General features: G+C 36.4%; 17 protein-coding genes. 11 read left to right on the top strand and 6 right to left on the bottom strand.

Going from position 1 to position 21,057, the window contains the following annotated elements:
* Window positions 1–13 precede the first annotated feature (13 nt).
* The 3 genes from nifJ to BN358_RS14770 all read right to left on the bottom strand — a co-directional run bounded on the left by nifJ (window position 14) and on the right by BN358_RS14770 (window position 7,320).
* The gene (nifJ, locus tag BN358_RS14780; RefSeq protein ID WP_019227155.1) at window positions 14–3,538 is read right to left on the bottom strand and encodes a pyruvate:ferredoxin (flavodoxin) oxidoreductase; all 3,525 of its coding nucleotides are present in this window, start codon (window positions 3,536–3,538) and stop codon (window positions 14–16) included.
* 232 nt (window positions 3,539–3,770) lie between these two features.
* Window positions 3,771–6,371 (bottom strand): ATP-dependent chaperone ClpB, encoded by a 2,601-nt coding sequence (clpB, locus tag BN358_RS14775; protein ID WP_019227154.1) that lies wholly within the window; start codon window positions 6,369–6,371, stop codon window positions 3,771–3,773.
* Between the two features lie 100 nt (window positions 6,372–6,471).
* A complete protein-coding gene (locus BN358_RS14770; RefSeq protein ID WP_019227153.1) occupies window positions 6,472–7,320 on the bottom strand; it encodes a YitT family protein in 849 nt (282 codons plus the stop codon).
* Window positions 7,321–7,681: 361 nt separating this feature from the next.
* On the opposite strand from BN358_RS14770, the gene BN358_RS14765 reads away from it, so the two are divergent.
* Genes BN358_RS14765 through BN358_RS14725 form a run of 9 tightly spaced genes read left to right on the top strand, consistent with a single transcriptional unit; the run spans window position 7,682 to window position 16,275 of the window.
* Window positions 7,682–7,999 carry a hypothetical protein gene (locus BN358_RS14765; protein ID WP_019229335.1) on the top strand — a complete coding sequence of 106 codons (318 nt, stop codon included), beginning with the start codon at window positions 7,682–7,684 and terminating at the stop codon, window positions 7,997–7,999.
* A 1-nt stretch (window position 8,000) separates the two neighbouring features.
* Complete coding sequence (locus BN358_RS14760) at window positions 8,001–9,032, top strand: V-type ATPase subunit (RefSeq protein WP_019227151.1); 1,032 nt, start codon at window positions 8,001–8,003, stop codon at window positions 9,030–9,032.
* Between the two features lie 28 nt (window positions 9,033–9,060).
* Window positions 9,061–11,046 carry a V-type ATP synthase subunit I gene (locus tag BN358_RS14755; RefSeq protein WP_019227150.1) on the top strand — a complete coding sequence of 662 codons (1,986 nt, stop codon included), beginning with the start codon at window positions 9,061–9,063 and terminating at the stop codon, window positions 11,044–11,046.
* A 29-nt stretch (window positions 11,047–11,075) separates the two neighbouring features.
* Window positions 11,076–11,519, top strand: coding sequence for an ATP synthase subunit C (locus tag BN358_RS14750; protein WP_019227149.1), 444 nt, complete (start codon window positions 11,076–11,078; stop codon window positions 11,517–11,519).
* 27 nt (window positions 11,520–11,546) lie between these two features.
* On the top strand, window positions 11,547–11,855 hold the full coding sequence (locus tag BN358_RS14745; RefSeq protein ID WP_019227148.1) for a V-type ATP synthase subunit F: 309 nt from the start codon (window positions 11,547–11,549) through the stop codon (window positions 11,853–11,855).
* Window positions 11,856–11,863: 8 nt separating this feature from the next.
* The gene (locus tag BN358_RS14740; RefSeq protein ID WP_019227147.1) at window positions 11,864–12,502 is read left to right on the top strand and encodes a V-type ATP synthase subunit E; all 639 of its coding nucleotides are present in this window, start codon (window positions 11,864–11,866) and stop codon (window positions 12,500–12,502) included.
* Window positions 12,495–14,264 carry a V-type ATP synthase subunit A gene (locus BN358_RS14735; protein WP_019227146.1) on the top strand — a complete coding sequence of 590 codons (1,770 nt, stop codon included), beginning with the start codon at window positions 12,495–12,497 and terminating at the stop codon, window positions 14,262–14,264. Before BN358_RS14740 ends, BN358_RS14735 begins: the two co-directional genes overlap by 8 nt.
* Window positions 14,265–14,275: 11 nt before the next feature.
* Entirely contained in the window at window positions 14,276–15,661 is a 1,386-nt protein-coding gene (locus BN358_RS14730) for a V-type ATP synthase subunit B (protein WP_019227145.1), read from the top strand.
* A gap of 2 nt (window positions 15,662–15,663) precedes the next feature.
* Entirely contained in the window at window positions 15,664–16,275 is a 612-nt protein-coding gene (locus tag BN358_RS14725) for a V-type ATP synthase subunit D (protein ID WP_019227144.1), read from the top strand.
* A 114-nt stretch (window positions 16,276–16,389) separates the two neighbouring features.
* On the opposite strand, the gene BN358_RS14720 is transcribed toward BN358_RS14725, so the two are convergent.
* The 3 genes from BN358_RS14720 to BN358_RS14710 are packed head-to-tail and all read right to left on the bottom strand — an operon-like array spanning window position 16,390 to window position 19,586.
* Entirely contained in the window at window positions 16,390–17,301 is a 912-nt protein-coding gene (locus BN358_RS14720; RefSeq protein ID WP_019227143.1) for a ribonuclease Z, read from the bottom strand.
* 53 nt (window positions 17,302–17,354) lie between these two features.
* Entirely contained in the window at window positions 17,355–18,323 is a 969-nt protein-coding gene (locus BN358_RS14715) for a hypothetical protein (RefSeq protein WP_019227142.1), read from the bottom strand.
* Between the two features lie 48 nt (window positions 18,324–18,371).
* Window positions 18,372–19,586, bottom strand: a complete 1,215-nt coding sequence (locus BN358_RS14710; protein ID WP_019227141.1) for a nucleotidyltransferase — start codon at window positions 19,584–19,586, stop codon at window positions 18,372–18,374.
* A 163-nt stretch (window positions 19,587–19,749) separates the two neighbouring features.
* Between BN358_RS14710 and cobU the strand changes: the two genes are divergently transcribed.
* Complete coding sequence (gene cobU / locus BN358_RS14705) at window positions 19,750–20,343, top strand: bifunctional adenosylcobinamide kinase/adenosylcobinamide-phosphate guanylyltransferase (protein WP_019227140.1); 594 nt, start codon at window positions 19,750–19,752, stop codon at window positions 20,341–20,343.
* Window positions 20,325–21,050 carry an adenosylcobinamide-GDP ribazoletransferase gene (gene cobS, locus BN358_RS14700; RefSeq protein WP_019227139.1) on the top strand — a complete coding sequence of 242 codons (726 nt, stop codon included), beginning with the start codon at window positions 20,325–20,327 and terminating at the stop codon, window positions 21,048–21,050. Before cobU ends, cobS begins: the two co-directional genes overlap by 19 nt.
* Window positions 21,051–21,057: the final 7 nt, after the last annotated feature.

Here is a 21,057-nt window from a genome sequence, read left to right as displayed (position 1 = left end):
GCTTTCTTTTTTACTAAAACACTTCGTGTTCTGCGAGCTGTTTATATCTTCTATACCTGTCAGTTGCATGTTCGCTTGAAATATCAAACATTTTTTCAGCTATTTCTGGGAATACATTCATAAGCTGTGAGTAACGGATTTCGCCGTGAATGAATTCCTTGTAATCAGATGTTGGTTCTTTTGAATCAAGGATAAACGGATTTTTGCCTTGTTCCTTAAGTTCAGGATTAAACCTGTACATATGCCAGTATCCTGAATCAACTGCTTTTTTCTCTTCCATCATGCTTGTTCCCATGCCTGTTTTAATTCCATGATTGATGCAAGGGGAGTAAGCAATTATTAAAGATGGTCCTTTGTAGCTTTCAGCTTCCTTTATTGCCTTTATGGTTTGATTCATGTCTGCTCCCATAGCAACCTGTGCTACATAAATATACCCGTATGTCATGGCAATGAGACCTAAATCCTTTTTCCTGATTTTCTTGCCTGAAGCTGCAAATTTTGCAACAGCTGCTGCAGGAGTAGCTTTTGAGCATTGTCCTCCTGTGTTTGAATAAACTTCAGTATCCATTACAAGCATGTTGATGTCTTCACCAGATGCAAGGGCGTGGTCCAATCCGCCATATCCTATGTCATATGCCCATCCGTCGCCTCCAACGGACCAAACTGATTTCTTAATCAACTGATCTTTTCTGTTTATTATTTCCTGCACAATAGGATTGTCGCTGTGATTGTTCTTATTTAATGCATCAAAAATCATCTGTGTTGCTTTCTTAGAACCTTCACCGTCATTAAAGTTATCCATCCAGTTTTTAAAAGCATTTTTAAGATTTTCGTCGATTGGTGATGCGATGGCTTTTTCAACAAGAGCTGCTAATTTTTCTCTAAGCTGCTTAACACCAACCTGCAAACCAAGACCGAATTCAGCAGCATCTTCAAACAGAGGATTTATCCATGCAGGTCCACGTCCTTCTTCATTTGTGGAATAAGCAGTGGCAGGTGCAGAAGCTCCCCAAATAGAAGAGCAGCCGGTTGCATTTGATATCATCATTCTGTCTCCGAAAAGCTGAGTGATAAGCTTTACATATGGAGTTTCACCGCATCCCGGACAAGCCCCTGAAAATTCCATCAAAGGTCTCATGAACTGGCTGCCTTTTACAGTGTATTTATCCATTACATTTTCCTTATATTTAACTGTAGTAGCAAATTCCCAGTTTTCAGATTCCATTTCCATTTCATGCTCGGCGGGCTTCATAATTAAAGCCTTTCCCTTAGCAGGGCAGATGTCGGCGCAGTTCGCACATCCTGTGCAGTCCATTGGAGAAACCTGAATTCTCCAGTGGTAATTTTCTAGACCTTTGCCAATTGTCTTAGCTGTTTTGAATGTATCAGGTTTCCTTTTTTCTTCTTCATCATCTAGTAAAAACGGTCTTATGGTTGCATGAGGGCACACATAGGAACATCTTCCGCACTGAATGCATTTATCAATCTGCCATTCAGGTATCATTGGAGCAATTCCACGCTTTTCATAAGAAGTTGTTCCAGATGGGAATGTTCCATCTTCCATTCCTGCAAAAGCGCTGACAGGAAGTTCATCACCTTCGTCTCTTGCCATAGGTCTTTGAATATTTTTCACAAAGTCAGGCTCATCTTTAACAGGTAGTTCTTCTTCCTTTGAGTCTGCCCATGAAGCAGGCACATTTACCTTAACTAAAGCATCAATGGATTTATCCACTGCTTTTTGATTCATCACAACTATGTCAGAACCTTTTCTGCCGTACATGTCTTCAATGTTCTTTTTCAAATACTCAAGAGCCTGGTCAACGGGTATTACATTGGCAAGCTTGAAAAATACAGACTGCATAACCATGTTGATTCTGTTTCCAAGCCCAATTTTTGATGCTATGGCAAGGGCATCTATTATATAGAAATTGATGTTATTTTTTGCTATGAAACTTTTTATGGATGCAGGAAGCTTTCCGTCAAGTTCATTTTCGCTCCATGGGCAGTTAAGAGCAAATGTTCCGCCTTTTTTTAGTCCTTTAAGTACATCATAGTGATATAAAAATGATTTGTTGTGGCAGGCAATATAATCCGCGTCAAAAACAAGATAAGGGGAGCGGATTGGGTTTTTACCGAACCTTAAATGTGAAGTTGTTGTTCCGCCTGATTTTTTGCTGTCATATGAGAAATATCCTTGAACATACAAATCAGTGTTGTCACCAATTATTTTTATGGCAGTCTTGTTCGCTCCTACTGTTCCATCAGAACCAAGACCCCAGATTCGGCAGCTTATTGTTCCTTCAGGAGAAGTGTCAACAATTTCAGTTTCAGGCAGGGAAGTAAATGTTACGTCATCAACGATTCCAATTGTAAAGTTGTCCTTTGGCTCACTTTTCTTCAAGTTTTCAAATACTGCAATGATCTGGCTCGGCCTTGTGTCTTTTGAAGATAATCCATATCGTCCGCCAACTATTAGTGGAGGATTTTCATAATTTTGGAATGATTTGACTACATCAAGGTACAATGGTTCTCCGGTGGAACCGGGTTCCTTTGTTCTGTCAAGCACTGCAATTTTTTTAGCTGTTGTTGGTATTGCCTCAAGAAGATGTTTTTCAGAAAAAGGTCTGTAAAGATGAACCTGCACAACACCAACCTTATCATTTTTTGCCCTTAAATAATCAATAGTTTCTTTTATGGTATCAGTTACCGAACCCATGGCAACAATAACATATTCGGCATTTTTATCACCGTAATAATCAAAAAGCTTATATTTTCTGCCTGTCAATTCACCTAATTTATCCATATATGTCTGAACAATTTCAGGCGTCTTATCAAAATACGGATTCTGGCCTTCTCTTTGCTGAAAATAAATATCAGGATTCTGGGCTGTTCCTCTTGTTACAGGATGTTCGGGATTGAGAGCTCTGTTTCTGAATTCTTCAATAGCTTTGTAGTCAACCAGCTTACTAATATCCTCATAATCTATTTTTTCTACTTTTTGAATTTCATGAGAAGTTCTGAAACCATCAAAAAAATGAATGAAGGGCAGTCTTGACTTTATAGCAGATAAATGTGAAACTACTCCGAGATCCATGGCTTCCTGAACGCTTGCTGAAGATAACAAGGCAGCCCCTGTCTGACGGCATGCCATGACGTCCTGGTGGTCGCCATAAATAGAAAGAGCATGGGTTGCTACGGCTCTTGCAGAAACATGAAGAACTCCCGGAAGAAGTTCACCGGCCATTTTGTAAAGGTTAGGAATCATCAAAAGAAGTCCCTGGGAAGCAGTGTAGGTGGAAGAGAGACTTCCTGCCTGAAGGGCTCCTCTCATGGTTCCAACAGCACCGGCTTCAGACTGCATTTCAATTACTTTTACTTCCTGATCAAAAATATTTTTCATTCCATGTGATGACCATTCATCAACTCCTTCAGCCATTGGCGTTGAAGGAGTAATAGGAAAGATTGAAGCCACTTCAGTCAAAGCATATGAAGCGTAAGCAGCGGCTTTATTTCCATCCATTGATTCATATTTTTTCATAAAATTCTCCTTATTACAAATTTTCAATTATAAAGTATCTTTTCCTGTAACAAAACAAATATTCCTAATTTAATTAAGAATGAAGAATTAAGAGTTAAGAATTAATAGAAGAATTTGTGCAGAGCACAAATCTTATCTTTGTTTTAAAATAAAATATGGATTTGCGCATTGCGCAAATCCTTACCATAATTCTTAATTCTTCACTCTTAATTCTTAATTTGATTATTAGCACTTAATTCTTAATTATTAGTTTGTTGCCGTCGTAATCAACCGTCATGTTCGTTCCGGGCTGAATGTCATGCTGTATTATCATTCTTGCAATCAATGTTTCAACATTGCGTTGAATGAACCTTTTTAAAGGTCTTGCACCATATACAGGATCATAGCCTTGATCAACAATATATGTTTTTGCTCTATCAGTAAGAGAAACAGTGAGTTGCTTGTCTTTTAACCTACTCTGAAGGTCTTTGAACATCAGATCTATTATTGTGAATATTTCATTCTTGGAAAGAGGCTTGTAAAATACAATTTCATCAAGTCTGTTTAAAAATTCAGGCCTGAACTGATGTCTCAACAGGCTGTTTACTTCATCCTTTGCAGAATCTGTTATTTCACCCTGAGAGCTTATTCCTTCCAATATATAATTGGAGCCAAGATTTGAAGTAAGTATTATTATTGTATTTTTAAAATCCACAGTCCTTCCTTGAGAATCAGTAATTCTACCGTCATCTAGAACCTGCAGCAATATGTTGAATACTTCAGGATGGGCTTTTTCAATTTCGTCAAACAACACAACAGAATATGGCTTTCTTCTTACAGCTTCTGTAAGCTGTCCGCCTTCTTCATATCCCACGTATCCCGGAGGAGCTCCTATGAGTCGTGAAACTGAAAATTTTTCCATATATTCACTCATATCGATTCTTATTATGTTGTGCTCATCATCAAACAAAGATTCAGCCAAAGCCTTAGCAAGTTCTGTCTTACCAACTCCTGTTGGCCCTAAGAACAAAAATGATCCTATTGGTCTGTTAGGGTCCTGAATTCCTGCCCTAGAGCGCAATATAGCTTCAGTTACTTTTTCTACGGCTTCGTTTTGCCCAACAACCCTCTGGTGGAGAATATCTTCAAGTCTCAGTAATTTTTCCCGTTCTCCTTCCATGAGCTTAGAAACTGGTATTCCTGTCCATCGTCCCACAATACGGGCGATTTCTTCTTCTGTTACTTTGTCTCTTAAAAGAGTTGTATCACTCTTGGACTTTTCAGCTATTTGTTCCTCGTTTTCAAGGGATTTCATAAGTGTGGGGAGTTTGCCATACTTTAACTCTGCAGCTTTGTTAAGGTCATAATTTCTTTCGGCTCTTTCAATTTCTGAATTTACCCTTTCTATTTCTTCGCGGAGACCCTGAACTTTTGATATGGCATTTTTTTCATTTTCCCATTTAGCTTTCATTTCCTTGAACTGAGATCTCATGTCTGCCAATTCCCTTTGAATTTCTTTAAGATGTTCGTCTGACAGCTTGTCGTGTTCTTTTTTTAGAGCTGCTTCTTCTATCTCATGCTGCATTATTTTTCTTGATATTTCGTCAAGCTCCGATGGCATTGAATCCATTTCTGTCCTGATCATGGCGCATGCTTCATCTATTAGGTCTATTGCCTTGTCAGGAAGGAAGCGGTCTGTAATGTATCTGCTAGAAAGAACAGCAGCAGCAATCAATGATTGGTCCTGAATTTTAACTCCGTGGAAAACCTCGTACCTTTCCTTAAGACCCCTTAAGATGGAAATTGTATCTTCAACTGTTGGTTCATCAACCAAGACCGGCTGGAACCTTCTTTCAAGTGCAGCATCTTTTTCAATGTACTGCCTGTATTCATTAAGCGTAGTAGCACCAATGCAGTGAAGTTCACCTCTTGCAAGCATTGGTTTTAGCATGTTGCCTGCATCCATGGCACCTTCAGTCTTGCCTGCACCTACTATTGTATGAAGCTCGTCAATAAATAAAATAATTCGTCCTTCACTTTTTTTGACTTCCTCTAGAACAGCCTTAAGCCTTTCTTCAAATTCACCTCTGAATTTTGCTCCGGCTACTAATGAACTCATGTCCAGGGAGAAAATTTTTCTTTCTTTCAGGTTATCAGGAACATCCCCACGCACTATACGAATAGCAAGTCCTTCTGCAATGGCGGTTTTTCCTACACCTGGCTCACCTATGAGCACTGGGTTGTTTTTTGTCTTTCTGGATAAAATCCTGACAACATTTCGTATTTCTGAATCACGTCCGATTACAGGGTCAAGCTTGTTGTTTTTTGCCAGTTCAACAAGATCAGAACCATATTTTGCAAGTACGTCATATGTTGATTCTGGGGAGTCGCTTGTTACACGGGTGTTGCCTCTCACAGAGGACAGGGAAGAGAGAAATTTGTCCTTTGTAAGACCGAACTCCTGAAAAAATTTTTTTAAACTTTGTTTTGGATAATCAAGCATTGCAATCATAATATGTTCTACCGATACATACTCATCCTTCATTCTTTCAGCTTGATTTTCCGCTTCAGCCAATATTTTGTCCACGTCGGGAGCAATGTAAATTTTTCCGCTCTCACGGCCGGGGCCGGTAACTCTCGGCAGAGCTTCTACAATTCGATTTACGCTTTTATTAAAGACATCCTTATCTATGTTCATTTTAGTAAGAAGCTGTCCGATAAGGCCGTCTTCCTGACTTGCGAGAGCGTATAAAAGATGCTCCTGTTCAATCTGCATGTTTGAATTTTCTATTGCTTCTTTGTGAGCATCCTGGATAGCCTCCAATGATTTTTGAGTAAATTTTTGCGCATTCATTAAAATACCTCCTATGCTTCTTTTTAACTAATTGTAAATCTCTATTATTAAAGGAAGATTAATTTTACAAATAAAGGAAGATTAATTTTACAAACAAAAGTTAAAATTTTGAAAATCCAAAACCATAAACTTCCTGCACAGTCCTGACTATTACAAATACGCCGGGATCAATATGCTTCAGCTGGTTTTTTAGAACAAAATATTCTTTTCTGTCAAGAATTGTAACTATAATTTCCTTCTCATCGTTGGTGTAACCGCCTTCAGCCTTATAGACTGTAACACCTCTGTCAAGCTTGTCGAAAATATACTGTTTAATTTCTGCATGTTTTTCTGATATTATAACTACTTCGTTCTTCACGGAGAACCCGTCTATGAAGTAATTGACAACAAGGCCGTTTATGAACCATCCGAAAGCTCCCACAGTTCCTGTCTTAATACCATACGTAAAAAATGCAGAAATAACTACCACAATATCAGCTGCCATGAGACCTGTTCCCATATTCATGTTAAAATACTTGCTGAATATTTTGGCTACTATGTCCGTACCGCCGGTAGAAGCATTTTGATTGAACACAATGGAAAGTCCCATTGCTGAAATCACTATGCCGCATAAGAGGTTTAACAAAATTTCATCAGTGACAGGCTTTGTTGCAGGATGAACACTTTCCATGATGTACATGAAAAATGAAAGGAAAAAAACAGAAAAAATTGTTTTTCCGCCGAATTCCTTACCGAGAAAAATAAAACCTATTATTAATAATATAATGTTAAGTATAAAATTTATTAAAGAAATAGGAATTGAAATGTAGTTGCTGAGCACAATTGACAAACCTGAAACTCCTCCGGTTGCCAGATTTTCCGGCACCATGAAATAATATACGCCAAATGCCACAATTAGCGTTCCTAGGGCTATTAAAAAATATTCTTTTAAAATTTCTTTGTTTATCATATATGCCTCCTGTGTGAATATATCCATATTCTAATTCAATAGTATTCAATTATCAAGAATATTCTATATAGTTTGTAAAATATTACTATTGATAAATTTTTCTTATCTGTCATAAAAAGGTATTTAATTCATTGCTTTTAAATTTATAAGTTTTTATTTTATTGTTATACATTTCACAATGAAAGAAAACGGAAGATATTTGATTTAAACGGAAGCTTTTTCTAGCATTTTAAAGCAATAAAATATTATTAACTAAAATATTCCTTAAATGTCCATAATCGTGAATGTTTTATATTTGCTGAACATATTAAAGGGTGATATAATGTCAAATGTTGTATAAAATTAAACAAGGAGTGATTTTTTGAACGAAATAATTAATCAAATTATCGAGATAGACTCTTTGGCTTTTGAGAACAAAACTAAGAACGACAATTTTTTGCTCAAAAAAAAGCAGGAGTATGAAAGCACTCTTTCAAGTTATAAAAACGACAAACTTGAAGAGGCTAAGAAAAGAGCACAACAGTTGGCCGATGAAGCTGATGTATACGTAGCTGAAACAGATAAGGCTGAAAAGGAAAGAATCATTAAAATATCTGCTGATATAGACAAAAACTATAAAAAAGCGGAAAAATCTTTGGTAGAAGAAATATTTAACAAGTTATTTGTACTGGAGGGATAGTATGAACCCTAACATGGCATACTATGCTATTCAAACCAAAATTATTTCAAAAAAAGGCCGTATACTGAGAGGTCTTGACTGGGAAAAATTATTGGATTGCAAGTCGGTAGAGCAATTAAAATCGCTTTTGTTAGAAAACACGGAATTCAGCAAACTGCTGAATGAAGTTAAGAATGAAGAACTGAGCAGAGACAAGATGGAAGTCTTGTTAGGAAAGTTTAAGACCCTTGAAACTGAAGATTTGCTTCATTATTTTTCCGGTAACTACAAGGATTTCATTGAATCTTTGCTGCTTGAAGGGGAACTGCAGGATTTAAGCTTGATTTTACGAAAAATCGCTAGGGAAGAAAGTTTAGAAGGAGTTGAAGCACGTTTTATTCATTCCGGCAAACATGAAACTCTGCCTTTTGACAAACTCATGTCTTCAAAAAATGTAGCTCAATTTACTGAAAATCTCAAAGGCACACCTTATTATTCGGGATTGAAAAACTTAACAAAAGATGATGCCATCAATCGTGAATTTCATATTGAAATGAAACTTTATGTGGAATTATATAAAAATTTAATGGAAGGTGCAAAGAAACTCGACAAAGAGGACACAGATGCAGCTCTTGGCATTATAGGGCTTAAAATTGATCTTCTCAATGTACAGTGGATTTACAGGGCATTAAATTATTATAAAATTTCACCGGAAGAAATTTTAAACTACAGTCTGGTGGGGGGAACCTCAATAGACTACAAGAAATTGAAGAAGTTGTGCTACAGTAAATCATTGGATGAATTCTTCTTATTGGTAAAATCATATTTGAAACTGGACATATTTGACGATATTGGTGTTTCAGGAATTGATTTATCGGTAAATGCATATTTGTATGAATATCTGAAAAAGAAAAAATTTCATAATATCGGTGCAGCTGTTTCATATATCTATCTGATTGGTATCATTGTTGATGATTTTACTACAATTGTTGAAGGTATACAGTACAATGTACCAAAAGAAAAGCTTAAAAGTTATCTTGCTTTTAAGATGTAAGGATGAAAGGAAGGGAGGAACTTAAAGGATGTCCATAGAAAAAATGGTTCTTTTAAAGGTTGTGGGTTCAACTGAAGATATGAATCCAATCATTAAAGAACTTATATTAAACGAAAATGTGCATTTAAACTTAAACGTTGAAAACAGCAATGCATATGCAAACTACTATGTAATACACCAATATGAATCAGATATTCTTGGCTCATCTAACCTGGGTTTGGAAAATTCCTGGAATGATGAAGATAAACACATGGATGGTATGGTTACTGTTGAGAACCTTGCAAAAGGAATGGGTGTTAAATTAACCGTTGATAAAAACATTTTATCTGAAAACTACAAAATTAAAGATGTTTACAATGAATTAATGAACATTGACTCTTCACTTGGTGTAAAAGTTAAAGAAATAAATGACAAGAGAGAAATCATAAAAGAACTTCAGAACTTCAGATTAAAAGTTGACAGCATAGGTGACAAAACACTTGAGCTTGACAAAATTGCTCACTTAAACTGCTTTGAGTATGAACTGGGGCTATTATCAAAAGAAAACAAGTGGCGCTTGAAGAAAAATTATGAAAATCTTAGTGCCATAGTAATGAGAATAGGTATTATCAATGCTTCAGATGAGGATATATATATGATTATGTATCCTAAACAATTCAAGGGAGAAACTGATAACCTATTAAAATCATTGAACTGGAGCAGGCTTGAAAGACCTGAAGGAATTACAGGCACACCTTTGGAAATGATAAGCCAAATTGATGAGCGCTTAAACAAGCTTAACAATGAAATTGATAGATTAACTGCAGCCATTGAAGCTGAAAAGAAGACAAATTCAAACTCAATCAACAGACTTTACAACATTCTTAACCTTGAAGAAAGAATCAAAGATGTAACAGATAAGGCTGAAATAGGAAACAATATATTTGCAGTTGACGTATGGGTTCAGGAAAGCGACCTTGAAAATGTTAAAAAAGACATTTCCAAGGTTTCCAAGAAATACATGCTCACTCAGAAGACAGCAGAAGAACTTGGTACACAGGTTGTTCCGCCTACAAAGTTAAAAAACAACTGGTTCACTAGACCATTTGAAACAATAGTTAAAATGTACAGTCTTCCTTCATATTATGAGCTTGACCCTACACCATTTCTTGCAATAACTTTCTGCCTGGCTTTTGGTATAATGTTTGGCGATATAGGACAAGGACTTGTATATTTTCTGCTAGGCCTGGCATTAAAGAAGAAAATCGGCGATTTTGCTGAAATTGTAATGAGACTGGGTGCAAGTTCAATTGTATTCGGATTTGTTTATGGAAGTATGTTCGGTTTGGAACATGAACAGCTGCCTTGGCTTCCAAGCTTGATTCACGGCGGACCCTTAAGTCCGGACAACATTCCGATGATTCTTGCAGCAGGAATTCTTTATGGTATATTTGCTCTTACTGTTTCTTTTATATATGGAATCACGAATTCCCTTAAAAATGGAAACATAGAAGAAGGCGTGTTTGGAAAGAACGGTATATTCGGTTATATCTTTTTCATGAGCTTCATAATGACAATTGTAGCTTTGACTAAAATTATAGCTGTTCCTGTGATAGCTCCTCTAATGGTATTGCTTGTAAGCATTTTATTGATCATTTTAAAACAACCTCTGGCAAACATGGTGAAAAATCACAGACCATTGTTCCATGAATCTCCAGGAGAATATTTCACTGAAAGCATATTTGAAGCCGTTGAAACATTCCTGGGAGCAATGTCAAATTCAATTTCATTCGTCCGTGTTGGCGCATTTGCACTGAACCATGCCGGATTGTTCCTAGCATTCATGGTAATTTCAGAAATGATGGACAACATTTTAGCCAAAATTCTTATTTTGGTAGTAGGCAATATTTTGATCTTAACACTTGAGGGTGTTGTAGTATTTATTCAGGGTCTTCGTCTTCAATATTATGAAATGTTCAGTAAATATTTCAAGGGTGAAGGCGTAGAATTTAAACCACTTAAACTTACAAAATAAAACAATTAAAAGAAAGGGAAGTAAAAATTATGCAAATTTTATTTATTATAGCTGCAGCTGCAGTATCAATCGGAACAACATTATATGGAAGAAAAGTTATGAAAAGCGGTAAAAAAGGAAACATCAAAAAGGCAATATTGACAACTGTATCAGCATTCGCTTTGATCATGATCGGAGCTATAGTATCAACAATATTCGGAGGCAACGTATTTGCAGAAACAGCTGAAGCTACAACAGAAGCTGCAGCAGGAGCAATTGGAATCGGTGAAGGTCTTAAGTATTTGTCAGCAGCTCTTTCAACAGGTATTGCAACAATAGCAACAGGTATCGCAGTTGGATCAGTTGGTTCTTCAGCAATCGGAGCTATTTCAGAAGATTCATCACTTCTTGGTAAGACATTGATATTCGTTGGTATGTCTGAAGGTATCGCAATTTACGGTTTGATTATATCTATATTGATTCTGTTCGTATAATAAAATCAATAGAAAAGAGAACTTAATATGAAGTCATTTTTAATAAGTGATAACAGAGACACTTGGGTTGGCTTAAGGCTTGCAGGCATAAACGGAACAATTGTGCATGACAGGGATGAAGCCAACAAAGCTTTAAAAAATGCAATGCAGGATAAGGAAATTGGAATACTGATCCTTACTGAAAAAATAGTTGACATGCTTAATGATGTGGTTATGGAAATGAAACTTAAATCTAAAACTCCACTCATTATAGAAATCCCTGACAGACATGGATCTATAAGGGAATCAAATGCCATTGCGGATAACATACGAGAATCCGTCGGCATTCATATATGAGGTGATTTATGGTTACGATAGAACAAAAATTATTACTGTTTTCCAAGCTCATAAACAATTCCATGGACAAAAGTCTCAATGAAGAATTAAAGGAAATGGATAAGCAATATGATTTGAAAATCAAGAAAAGCATGGATGAAGCAAATCAGATGGCAAAGTCCATCGAGGAAAGAGCTGCTAAAAAGGCTGAAATGAAAAAGACTGAAAGCTTGAGCAGATCAAAGGTAATCATAAAACGAGAGATTATAGTATTAAAAGAAAAATATTATTATACTTTCATGGAAACATTCAAAAAAAGATTATCTGATTTCATTGTTTCAGAAAAGTACAAAACATATTTGAACAGCTTGATTTCAAATTTGGAAAATTTATTGAACAGCTATGGTGAATGCAACCTGGTTATTCAATTGACAGAAAACGACAAACAAAGGCATGCAGATTTTATACAAAAGGAACTTTCTAAAAATAAAAGCTGCAAAAATATAGAATTTAAAACAACAAATGATATTATGGGCGGCTTCATAGCAGTTATTCCCGACAAGGACATCAAAATGGATTTGTCAATAGACGCTGTTCTTGAAGACAACAAGACATATATCATGCAGACAATATTTGAGGCTTTAGAGGCAGGTGACTTAAATGAATAGAAACGAAGGTATTGTTAACTCAATAAACGGACCTGTTGTCAAAGGGCTCAATATGGGTTCATTCAAAGTAAACGAAATGGTTACAGTAGGAACTCAAAAGCTTATAGGAGAAGTTGTTTCTTTGGACGGAGATATTGCTACAGTCCAGGTATACGAAGAAACAGAAGGACTGAAGGCTGGGGAAAAAATTTATTCAACAGGAAGCCCTTTGTCTGTAACTTTAGGCCCAGGCATGATAGGCAACATATTTGACGGAATTCAAAGACCGTTGAACAAAATTCAAAATATGTCACAGGACTTCATTCCAGAAGGAATTGGTCTTTTGACACTGGATGAAGAAAAGAAATGGGATGTTACAATTACAGTTAAGCCAGGAGATAAATTAAAACCCGGCGAAGTTTACGCAACTGTTCAGGAAACTCAAAGAATTCTTCATAAATTGCTTGTTCCAATCAATGTAAGCGGAACAGTAAAAGAAGTTAAACCAAACGGACAATACACTATAAATGATACAGTTGTTGTGCTCACAAAAGACAACACAGAACTTTTAAACCTTACACTGTCAACAAAATGGCCTGTAAGAAAAGCAAGACCTATAAACAGAAGAATTCCAATATACAAGCCGCTTATTACCGGCCAAAGAGTTATTGACTCATTCTATCCAATAGCTAAGGGCGGAACTGTTGGTCTTCCTGGAGGATTCGGTACCGGAAAGACTGTTACTCAGCATCAGCTTGCAAAATGGTGTGATGCCGACATAATAGTCTATATAGGCTGCGGTGAACGTGGAAACGAAATGACAGACGTTTTGGAAGAATTTCCAAAACTTATAGACCCTCGTACAAACAGACCGTTGATGGAAAGAACTATTCTTATAGCCAACACATCTAACATGCCTGTTGCTGCCCGTGAAGCCAGCATATACACAGGAATCACTATGGCTGAATACTTCAGAGACATGGGTTATGACGTTGCTATAATGGCAGATTCTACTTCAAGATGGGCAGAAGCTCTTCGTGAAATTTCAGGACGTCTTGAACAAATGCCTGCGGAAGAAGGATACCCGGCATATTTGCCTTCAAGGCTTGCAGAATTTTATGAAAGAGCTGGCTGTGTTAAGACTTTAAATGATGACGAAGCTACAATTACAATAATCGGAGCAGTGTCACCTCCTGGAGGGGACTTCTCAGAACCTGTTACAGAAAACACTAAGCGTTTCGTTTCAGCATTCTTAGGACTTGATAAGAAGCTTGCTTATGCAAGACATTATCCGGCAATCAACTACCTTACAAGCTATTCAGGATATGTTGACATGCTTTCAGAATGGTATGAAGAAAATGTTGCTCCTGACATGCTTGAACTAAGACATAAAATGATTGTTCTTCTTCAGGAAGAAGAGAAATTAAATGAAATTGTTCAATTGGTCGGAGAAGATGTTCTTCCTAATGACCAGGCGCTGGTACTTGAAACAGCAAGAATAATCAAAAAAGGATTTTTGCAGCAAAATGCAATGCACGCGGAAGACACTTACGTTGTGCTTAAAAAACAATATTTGATGCTTAAAGTTATAGATACATTCTATGAAGAAGCATTGGCCTGCGTTAAAATTGGCATTCCGATTTCTGTAATTAGAGGCGAGTCTGTTATTCAAGATATATTGAAAATCAAATATGAAATCCCGAATGATAAATTAGAGCTGCTTGATGAATTGATGAACAAGATTGTTGATGTTTACAGCAGCTTGAGATTAAAGTATGAATAGGGAGTGTTGATATGAAAAAGGAATATTTAAAAATACAAAAAATTGCAGGCCCGTTAATAGTTCTTACAGGCATTGAAGATGCTTCCTATGGTGAAACAATAAACATCAGGGTTGATGAAAATGAAACAAGAAAAGGAAAAATAATCAAAATCGAAGGCGACAAAATAATCGCTCAGGTTTTTGAAGGTACAACAGGAATTTCAACAGACAACTCTTCTGTAAAGTTTCTTGCTGAACCGCTTACTATTCCTTTGTCAAAAGAAATACTGGGAAGAACATTCAATGGCGTTGGGGAACCAATAGATAATGCATACCAGGTAATTTCACCGGTAAAACAAAATATTAACGGAAGACCTATAAATCCGGTTGCAAGAAGATACCCTAAGAACTTCATTCAGACAGGTATTTCTGCAATAGATTCACTTATGACACTCATTAGAGGACAGAAGCTTCCTATATTCTCAGGAAATGGTATGTCACACAATGAACTGGCAGCTCAGATAGTTAAACAAGCTAAAATAAAGGGAGCAACAAAGGACAATTTTGCAGTTGTTTTCGGTGCAATGGGAGTTCGTCACGATGATGCTGACTACTTCAGAAAAAGCTTTGAATCTGCTGGAGTTCTGGATCACGTTGTAATGTATCTTAACACAGCAGATGCTCCTATTATAGAAAGAATTTCGACTCCAAGATGTGCCCTTACTGCAGCAGAGTATCTTGCTTTTGAAAACAACATGCACGTATTGGTTATTTTGACAGACATGACAAGTTATGCTGAAGCACTGCGTGAAATTTCATCAGCAAAGGAAGAAGTTCCATCACGTAAAGGATACCCGGGATATTTGTATTCAGACCTTTCAACAATTTATGAAAGAGCCGGAATGCTTAAGAGCTGTGAAGGTTCAATAACCCTTATACCAATACTGACAATGCCTAATGATGATATAACACATCCAATACCTGACTTGACAGGATTCATCACAGAAGGACAGGTAGTTCTTAACAGGGAATTGAACCATAAAGGAATATACCCACCAATAGACATTCTGCCGTCACTTTCACGTCTTATGAAGGACGGTATAGGTGCTGAATTTACAAGAGAAGACCATTCAGACCTGCAGAGCCAGATTTACGCTTCATATTCAAAGGTTCAGGATATACGAAGTCTTTCTCAGATAATCGGTGAAGACGACCTGGGGGAAACAGATAAATTGTATCTGCAGTTTGGACGTGAGCTTGAAAACAAATTTATTGCTCAGGATAAGAATGAAAACAGAAACATAAATGAAACTCTTGATCTTGGATGGTATGTTTTGTCAATATTGCCTGAAACAGAACTTGATCGTGTGAAACCTGAAATGTTGTCTAAATATTACGTACACAACAGGGAGAGATAGTTATGGCAGTGATGGTTGCACCTACAAAATCTAACCTCATAAAAGCAAAGTCATCTCTGGAGCTTTCAAAAAAGGGATATGAGCTTTTAGATAAAAAAAGGAACATTCTTATAAAAGAAATGATGGTATTTGTAGACAAGGCACGAAACATGCAAAATGAAATTTATGACGTAATGACTGAAGCTTATGCAGTATTGCAAAAAGCAAACATGACATTGGGTGTAAAAAATGTTGAAGACATAAGCTATGGCATACCCACTGACGAACACTACGACATTCTTTTAAAAAGCGTCATGGGCGTGGACATTCCCACACTGAAGTACAAGGAAGATGACATTCTTCCAGCCTATGGCTTTTATTCAACAAATGCATCTCTCGATGAAGCAAGACAGATGTTTTGCAAAGCAAAGCTTAAAATGTACGAACTGGCAGAAATTGAAAATTCAGTTTTCAAGCTTGCCAAGGAAATACAAAAAACACAAAAAAGAACAAATGCTTTGCAGCATGTTCAAATACCAAAGTACAGAGAACAGGTAAAATATATCCAGGAAGTCTTGGAAGAAAAGGAAAGAGAAGACTTCTTCCGTCTGAAAAGATTGAAAGGAAAGAAATAAATACAATTAAGAATTAAGAGTTAAAAATTAAGAATTATTAGTTGGGATTGTGCCGCGGCACAATCCCTTCTTTTAATTCTTCAGCATAACTCTTCATTCTTAATTAATATTTAGTTATTCTTCTGGCTTTAAATATTTAGTCATATGGTCATGGCCAACAAAAGTGTTTGAAAATATAACTTTTGCAAAGTTTATGTATTCACCGGGATTTGGCATGGCAGGGCTGAAATGAGTTAGCCAAAGCTCTTTTACATTGGAATCACGTGCAATTTCAGCTGCTTCCGAAAAAATCATGTGCATTTTTTCTGATGTTTTTTCTTTTTGCTCATCATCTCCGTACATTCCTTCGCATATGAACAAATCTGAGTTTCTCACTATTTTATTTATCCAATCAACAGGTCTTGTGTCAGTTACATAGGAAATTTTAATGGGGGGTCTTTCTTCTCCTAAGACCATGTCAGGAGTAATTGTTTTGTCCATGACTTTTACACTTTCTCCGCCATGCAGAGTTCTCCAGAAGTTTACTGGAATATTTAATTGTTTTGCCTTTTCAGGGTTGAAGTGGGGTTTTAACTTAAGCTCAAGACTGTAACCAACGCAGTTCATGTGATGTTTAAGAGGTATGGATGTTATATTCAGCCCTATCTGCTCAAATTCAACTGGCTTTGTATCATGAAGTTCTGACATTCTCACTTCAAATGGAAGATAGCCGCACACAACCAGCAATGAGTTTATAATACTCATACTTCCTCTTGGTCCTATAATGTCTAAGGGTTCTGTTCTTCCGCTGTTTCCAATTGTCAGCAAAAGCCCCGGAAGTCCGGTTATGTGATCTGCATGGCAGTGGGTGAGCAGTATCACATCAATTTTACTAATGCTGATTTTCCCCTTGTGAAGAGAAACCTGTGTTCCTTCTCCGCAGTCAATAAGAATTTTTCTTCCGTTATATTCAATTACGCATGATGCCAGAAATCTGTCGGGAAGAGGGATCATGCCGCCTGTTCCTGTAATTATAACATTTATCATTTTATCACCTTGTATATATGCTGTTACCATTATACATATTATTTGTTGTATAATCAATATATATTCCCTGCAAAAATGAACATGAGCGTACATATGAGTGAAGACATGACGCCTTGCATGAATTTATAAAATATGTAGCTTTTAGCGTCAAAATCAAATTCATCCACTACGGCCATTGTCTGAAAGATTACTGACATTCCAGAAAAGCTTATGAGAAAATTAATTACTATGAGCTTCATTTCAAGAGGAACAAATGATGATGATGTAATGATGCTGCAGCCGTTTGTAAGTTCCAGTATCCCAATCAAAAGAGAATAAATGATGTCACTTATGTACATTTTCAGATTAAGTAAAGCTGCAATGCTTTCTAGACTGTCACTTAAAAAGTGTGATATAACCGAAAAAATAACAATGACTCCGCCCACTGACAATATGCTTGAAACTGATTTGTAAATAGCTGTGCTGAAAGCTTTGTTAAAAGACATGACAGGTTTTCTCAAGGCGCTTATGTTCATTCCAAGCCTAGACTCTTTTTTTGACATCATCATTCCTATTGCCAGAGCGCCGAGAAAATGCGGAATTGCAATGAAACGGTACAGATGAAAATTTCCGAGCATTGAAAATGAAACAGCTCCTGCAATGAACTGAAAACTGCAATCATTGGCAAATACGGTCAAATAATTTGCTTCTTCTTCATTTATTCGTTTGCCTCCTGCCATTATGTTCACAGCCATGGCTCCTGAAGGGTAGCCTGATATGAAACTTATGAAAAATGGAATGAGAGCAAACTTGCTTTTAAAAAGTTTAGTTGACAAATAAGACATGCGCCCGAACAAACTGTACAAGAAGTTGTACTGAAGCAGGATGTTTGACAATACAGACATTGGAAACAAAAATGGAACTATGTTGTTAACCCAAATGTTAAGTCCTCTGAAAGCTCCTTCAGACACAATGTCAGGTTTTAGTATAAATAAGCTTATAAAAACTAAAATAAGAACAGGAATAAAGTTTCGCTTCAACATAATACAACCCCCATAACACATTTTATTGCATTCAGGGGGAAATATGAATTATTTATCATTTATATATACAGCATTTTCCTTGTATTCAACATTTGTCTCACGGTTTCTGAAAGGCAGGTAGTACAAGTCTGTTGATTTGTTTGTGAGGCGGAACAGGTGAAGGTCTTCAGCTATTAAACTGTTTTTTTTGTAGTCTGAAAAACGGTTTATTGCTGCAGTGTTAAATGTTCTTGCATGTTTTATTACATTTCTTCCCACATTGTTAAAAGCTAAAACCTTAACATATTCATGATTATTAGGTAACATAAAATATTTTATGTCATTATGTTTTATGTCTAAAATTATATTAAGCATTGCACGCCTTAATTTGGAATATGTATAGCGCTTGGATTTAAGGCTCATGATGAAATCATCCATTGTTGAATGTTTGTAGATATTGTCATATATTTTATTGTTGAGGCCTTCTGAAACTTCAAATATTTCACTAAGTCCATCGGCACCCAGATCAATTATCTTGTAGTACAAAATATCCACATAATTATCAAGACTATTAAACCCATAGAATTTTTCGTAAAAATCATCAATTAATTCTATGCTTTTTTCTGTGGCGCTTATGGTTTGGGAAGAGTTATTTAAAATGGCTTTTCTGATTGCAGTTGCGCTGTCAAAAAAACCTGATATATCTTCATCGTTGTGATTTTTTCCCATGCGTCGTACAGGGTAAAAGTCCCACTTTAAGTCTTGCTTCATGATGCTTTTCATGTATTCAATAGCCAGCACATTGTTAGGGGAAAGGACCGTATCACGTGATTCTTCTCCAAGGATTAATGTCAATGCATTTGTCATGGCGGCTGGAAATGATATTCCTTTTTTTATTTCTTCTTTCAGAATTTTAACATATGTATCTGAAAGCTGTGTTTTAGCAATTTTTAAAAGCATTTTGGGGTCTTCATTTTCGCATCCAAAGCTCAAAGACGTTACATGAAGCTTTTTTAATTCATTTACTGCTGCAAAAGCAAACATTTCTGCATTCTGGCATGAAAAAGGCATGGGAAGTTCAATGACGATGTCGGCTCCTGCGTTGACGGCTGCCTCAGCACGTCTGAATTTGTCTATTATTGCCGGTTCTCCGCGCTGCACGAAATTTCCGCTCATAACAACAGCAACTGCATCGCAGCCTGATAATTCACGTGCTTTCTTCAGCTGATATTCATGACCCATGTGAAAGGGGTTGTATTCTGCTACAATGCCGGTTATTTTCATAGTTCACCTTTAATCGTTTTACTATATATTAATTTTATTTTATGATAAAGTCAAACAAAACAGGAATTAAATCATACATTTTTTTGCAGAAATTTGTTTGATTTTTGCATTTTAAATGTTATAATACTAGAGTTAATGGTAAAAATTATAAAATGGTGAAATTATGAGCGTGACATTTGTAATAGGCGGAGCAAGAAGCGGAAAAAGCACATTTGCAGAAATGAAAGCAAAAGAATATGCTGAAAACGTGCTGTACCTGGCCACGGCAGTAGTAACTGACCAGGCTATGGCTGACAGAGTAAAAAAACACAAAGAGCAGCGTCCAAAATCATGGAGCACTCTTGAAATTTACAGGGATTTTAAAAATCTTGTTAATTTCCCGGAGTTTATGAATTCTGATGCCATAATGATTGACTGCATCACAACATTGATTGGTAACTTCATGTTTGACAGCAAGCTTGACTTTAATACTTGCAGCATTGAAAATGTCAATGAACTTGAGGAAAAAATTACTCTTGAAGTCATGTCATTGATTGATGTATGCAACTGTAACAACAAAAAACTCATTATTGTTTCAAACGAAACAGGAATGGGAGTTGTTCCTTCTTATTATATGGGAAATTATTTCAGAGATATAAGCGGGAGAATCAACAGCAAGATTAGCATTAAGTCAGATTTCATGTATTTTATATTTTCAGGCATTCCCATCAAACTTAAACATAAGGGAGAAATGGTTAAATGGCCTCAGGATTTCTAACTTTGATTTCATTTTTTACCCGCATTCCTGTGGGAAGAAAAATCACATACGATGAAAATAATTTCAAAAGAGCATTGTCTTTGTACACTCTTATGGGAGCAGTCATTGGCATTTTGCTTGTTGCAGTTTACTTTTTATTCGGTAGGACGTACATAGCTTTTTTAAGAGGTTTGGTTCTTACCATCGGATATGTTGCAATAACCGGGGGCATTCATCTTGACGGAGCTGCAGATACTTCTGACGGTCTGTTTTCAGGAAGGACAGGAGAACGTGTATTTGAAATCATGAGTGATTCTCACATTGGAGCATTTGGAGTAATATGTCTTATTGTGATAATTCTTTCGCAGTTTGTTTTGTTTTCTTTTGCTGACATGTTCACATGTTTCTTGATGCCAGTTGTGGGAAGAGCATGCCTTACTGTCTCATGCATGGGTAAAAAATATGCAAAAAAAACAAAGGGAATGGGTACAACATTCATTGAGTCCATGGATACGAAAACAGTGGCTGTCAATTTGATTTTCCTGGCTATTTTTGTTGTTATAACCCCTTACAGGATGATTTTTTCAGTATCATGTTTTGCGACAATCGCTGCAACACTTTTCATATCAGGGTGGATTGAAGACAAAATTGGCGGAATGACAGGGGACACATGCGGTTTTATCATTGAAACAAGCCAAATAATTTTTATGATATTAGTACTTTTTTAAAAGGATA

It is taken from the genome of Sedimentibacter sp. B4 (assembly GCF_000309315.1).
GTDB lineage: Bacteria > Bacillota > Clostridia > Tissierellales > Sedimentibacteraceae > Sedimentibacter > Sedimentibacter saalensis.
Note: the sequence above shows the minus strand (reverse complement) of the source record. Positions and strands in the feature narration are given on the sequence as shown.

What these genes read in the sequence shown, in the direction of transcription:
- nifJ (WP_019227155.1), bottom strand. Translation starts at nt 3,538, where the DNA reads ATGAAAAAATATGAATCAATGGATGGAAATAAAGCCGCTGCTTACGCT.
- clpB (WP_019227154.1), bottom strand. Translation starts at nt 6,371, where the DNA reads ATGAATGCGCAAAAATTTACTCAAAAATCATTGGAGGCTATCCAGGAT.
- BN358_RS14770 (WP_019227153.1), bottom strand. Translation starts at nt 7,320, where the DNA reads ATGATAAACAAAGAAATTTTAAAAGAATATTTTTTAATAGCCCTAGGA.
- BN358_RS14760 (WP_019227151.1), top strand. Translation starts at nt 8,001, where the DNA reads ATGAACCCTAACATGGCATACTATGCTATTCAAACCAAAATTATTTCA.
- BN358_RS14755 (WP_019227150.1), top strand. Translation starts at nt 9,061, where the DNA reads ATGTCCATAGAAAAAATGGTTCTTTTAAAGGTTGTGGGTTCAACTGAA.
- BN358_RS14750 (WP_019227149.1), top strand. Translation starts at nt 11,076, where the DNA reads ATGCAAATTTTATTTATTATAGCTGCAGCTGCAGTATCAATCGGAACA.
- BN358_RS14745 (WP_019227148.1), top strand. Translation starts at nt 11,547, where the DNA reads ATGAAGTCATTTTTAATAAGTGATAACAGAGACACTTGGGTTGGCTTA.
- BN358_RS14740 (WP_019227147.1), top strand. Translation starts at nt 11,864, where the DNA reads ATGGTTACGATAGAACAAAAATTATTACTGTTTTCCAAGCTCATAAAC.
- BN358_RS14735 (WP_019227146.1), top strand. Translation starts at nt 12,495, where the DNA reads ATGAATAGAAACGAAGGTATTGTTAACTCAATAAACGGACCTGTTGTC.
- BN358_RS14730 (WP_019227145.1), top strand. Translation starts at nt 14,276, where the DNA reads ATGAAAAAGGAATATTTAAAAATACAAAAAATTGCAGGCCCGTTAATA.
- BN358_RS14725 (WP_019227144.1), top strand. Translation starts at nt 15,664, where the DNA reads ATGGCAGTGATGGTTGCACCTACAAAATCTAACCTCATAAAAGCAAAG.
- BN358_RS14720 (WP_019227143.1), bottom strand. Translation starts at nt 17,301, where the DNA reads ATGATAAATGTTATAATTACAGGAACAGGCGGCATGATCCCTCTTCCC.
- BN358_RS14715 (WP_019227142.1), bottom strand. Translation starts at nt 18,323, where the DNA reads ATGTTGAAGCGAAACTTTATTCCTGTTCTTATTTTAGTTTTTATAAGC.
- BN358_RS14710 (WP_019227141.1), bottom strand. Translation starts at nt 19,586, where the DNA reads ATGAAAATAACCGGCATTGTAGCAGAATACAACCCCTTTCACATGGGT.
- cobU (WP_019227140.1), top strand. Translation starts at nt 19,750, where the DNA reads ATGAGCGTGACATTTGTAATAGGCGGAGCAAGAAGCGGAAAAAGCACA.
- cobS (WP_019227139.1), top strand. Translation starts at nt 20,325, where the DNA reads ATGGCCTCAGGATTTCTAACTTTGATTTCATTTTTTACCCGCATTCCT.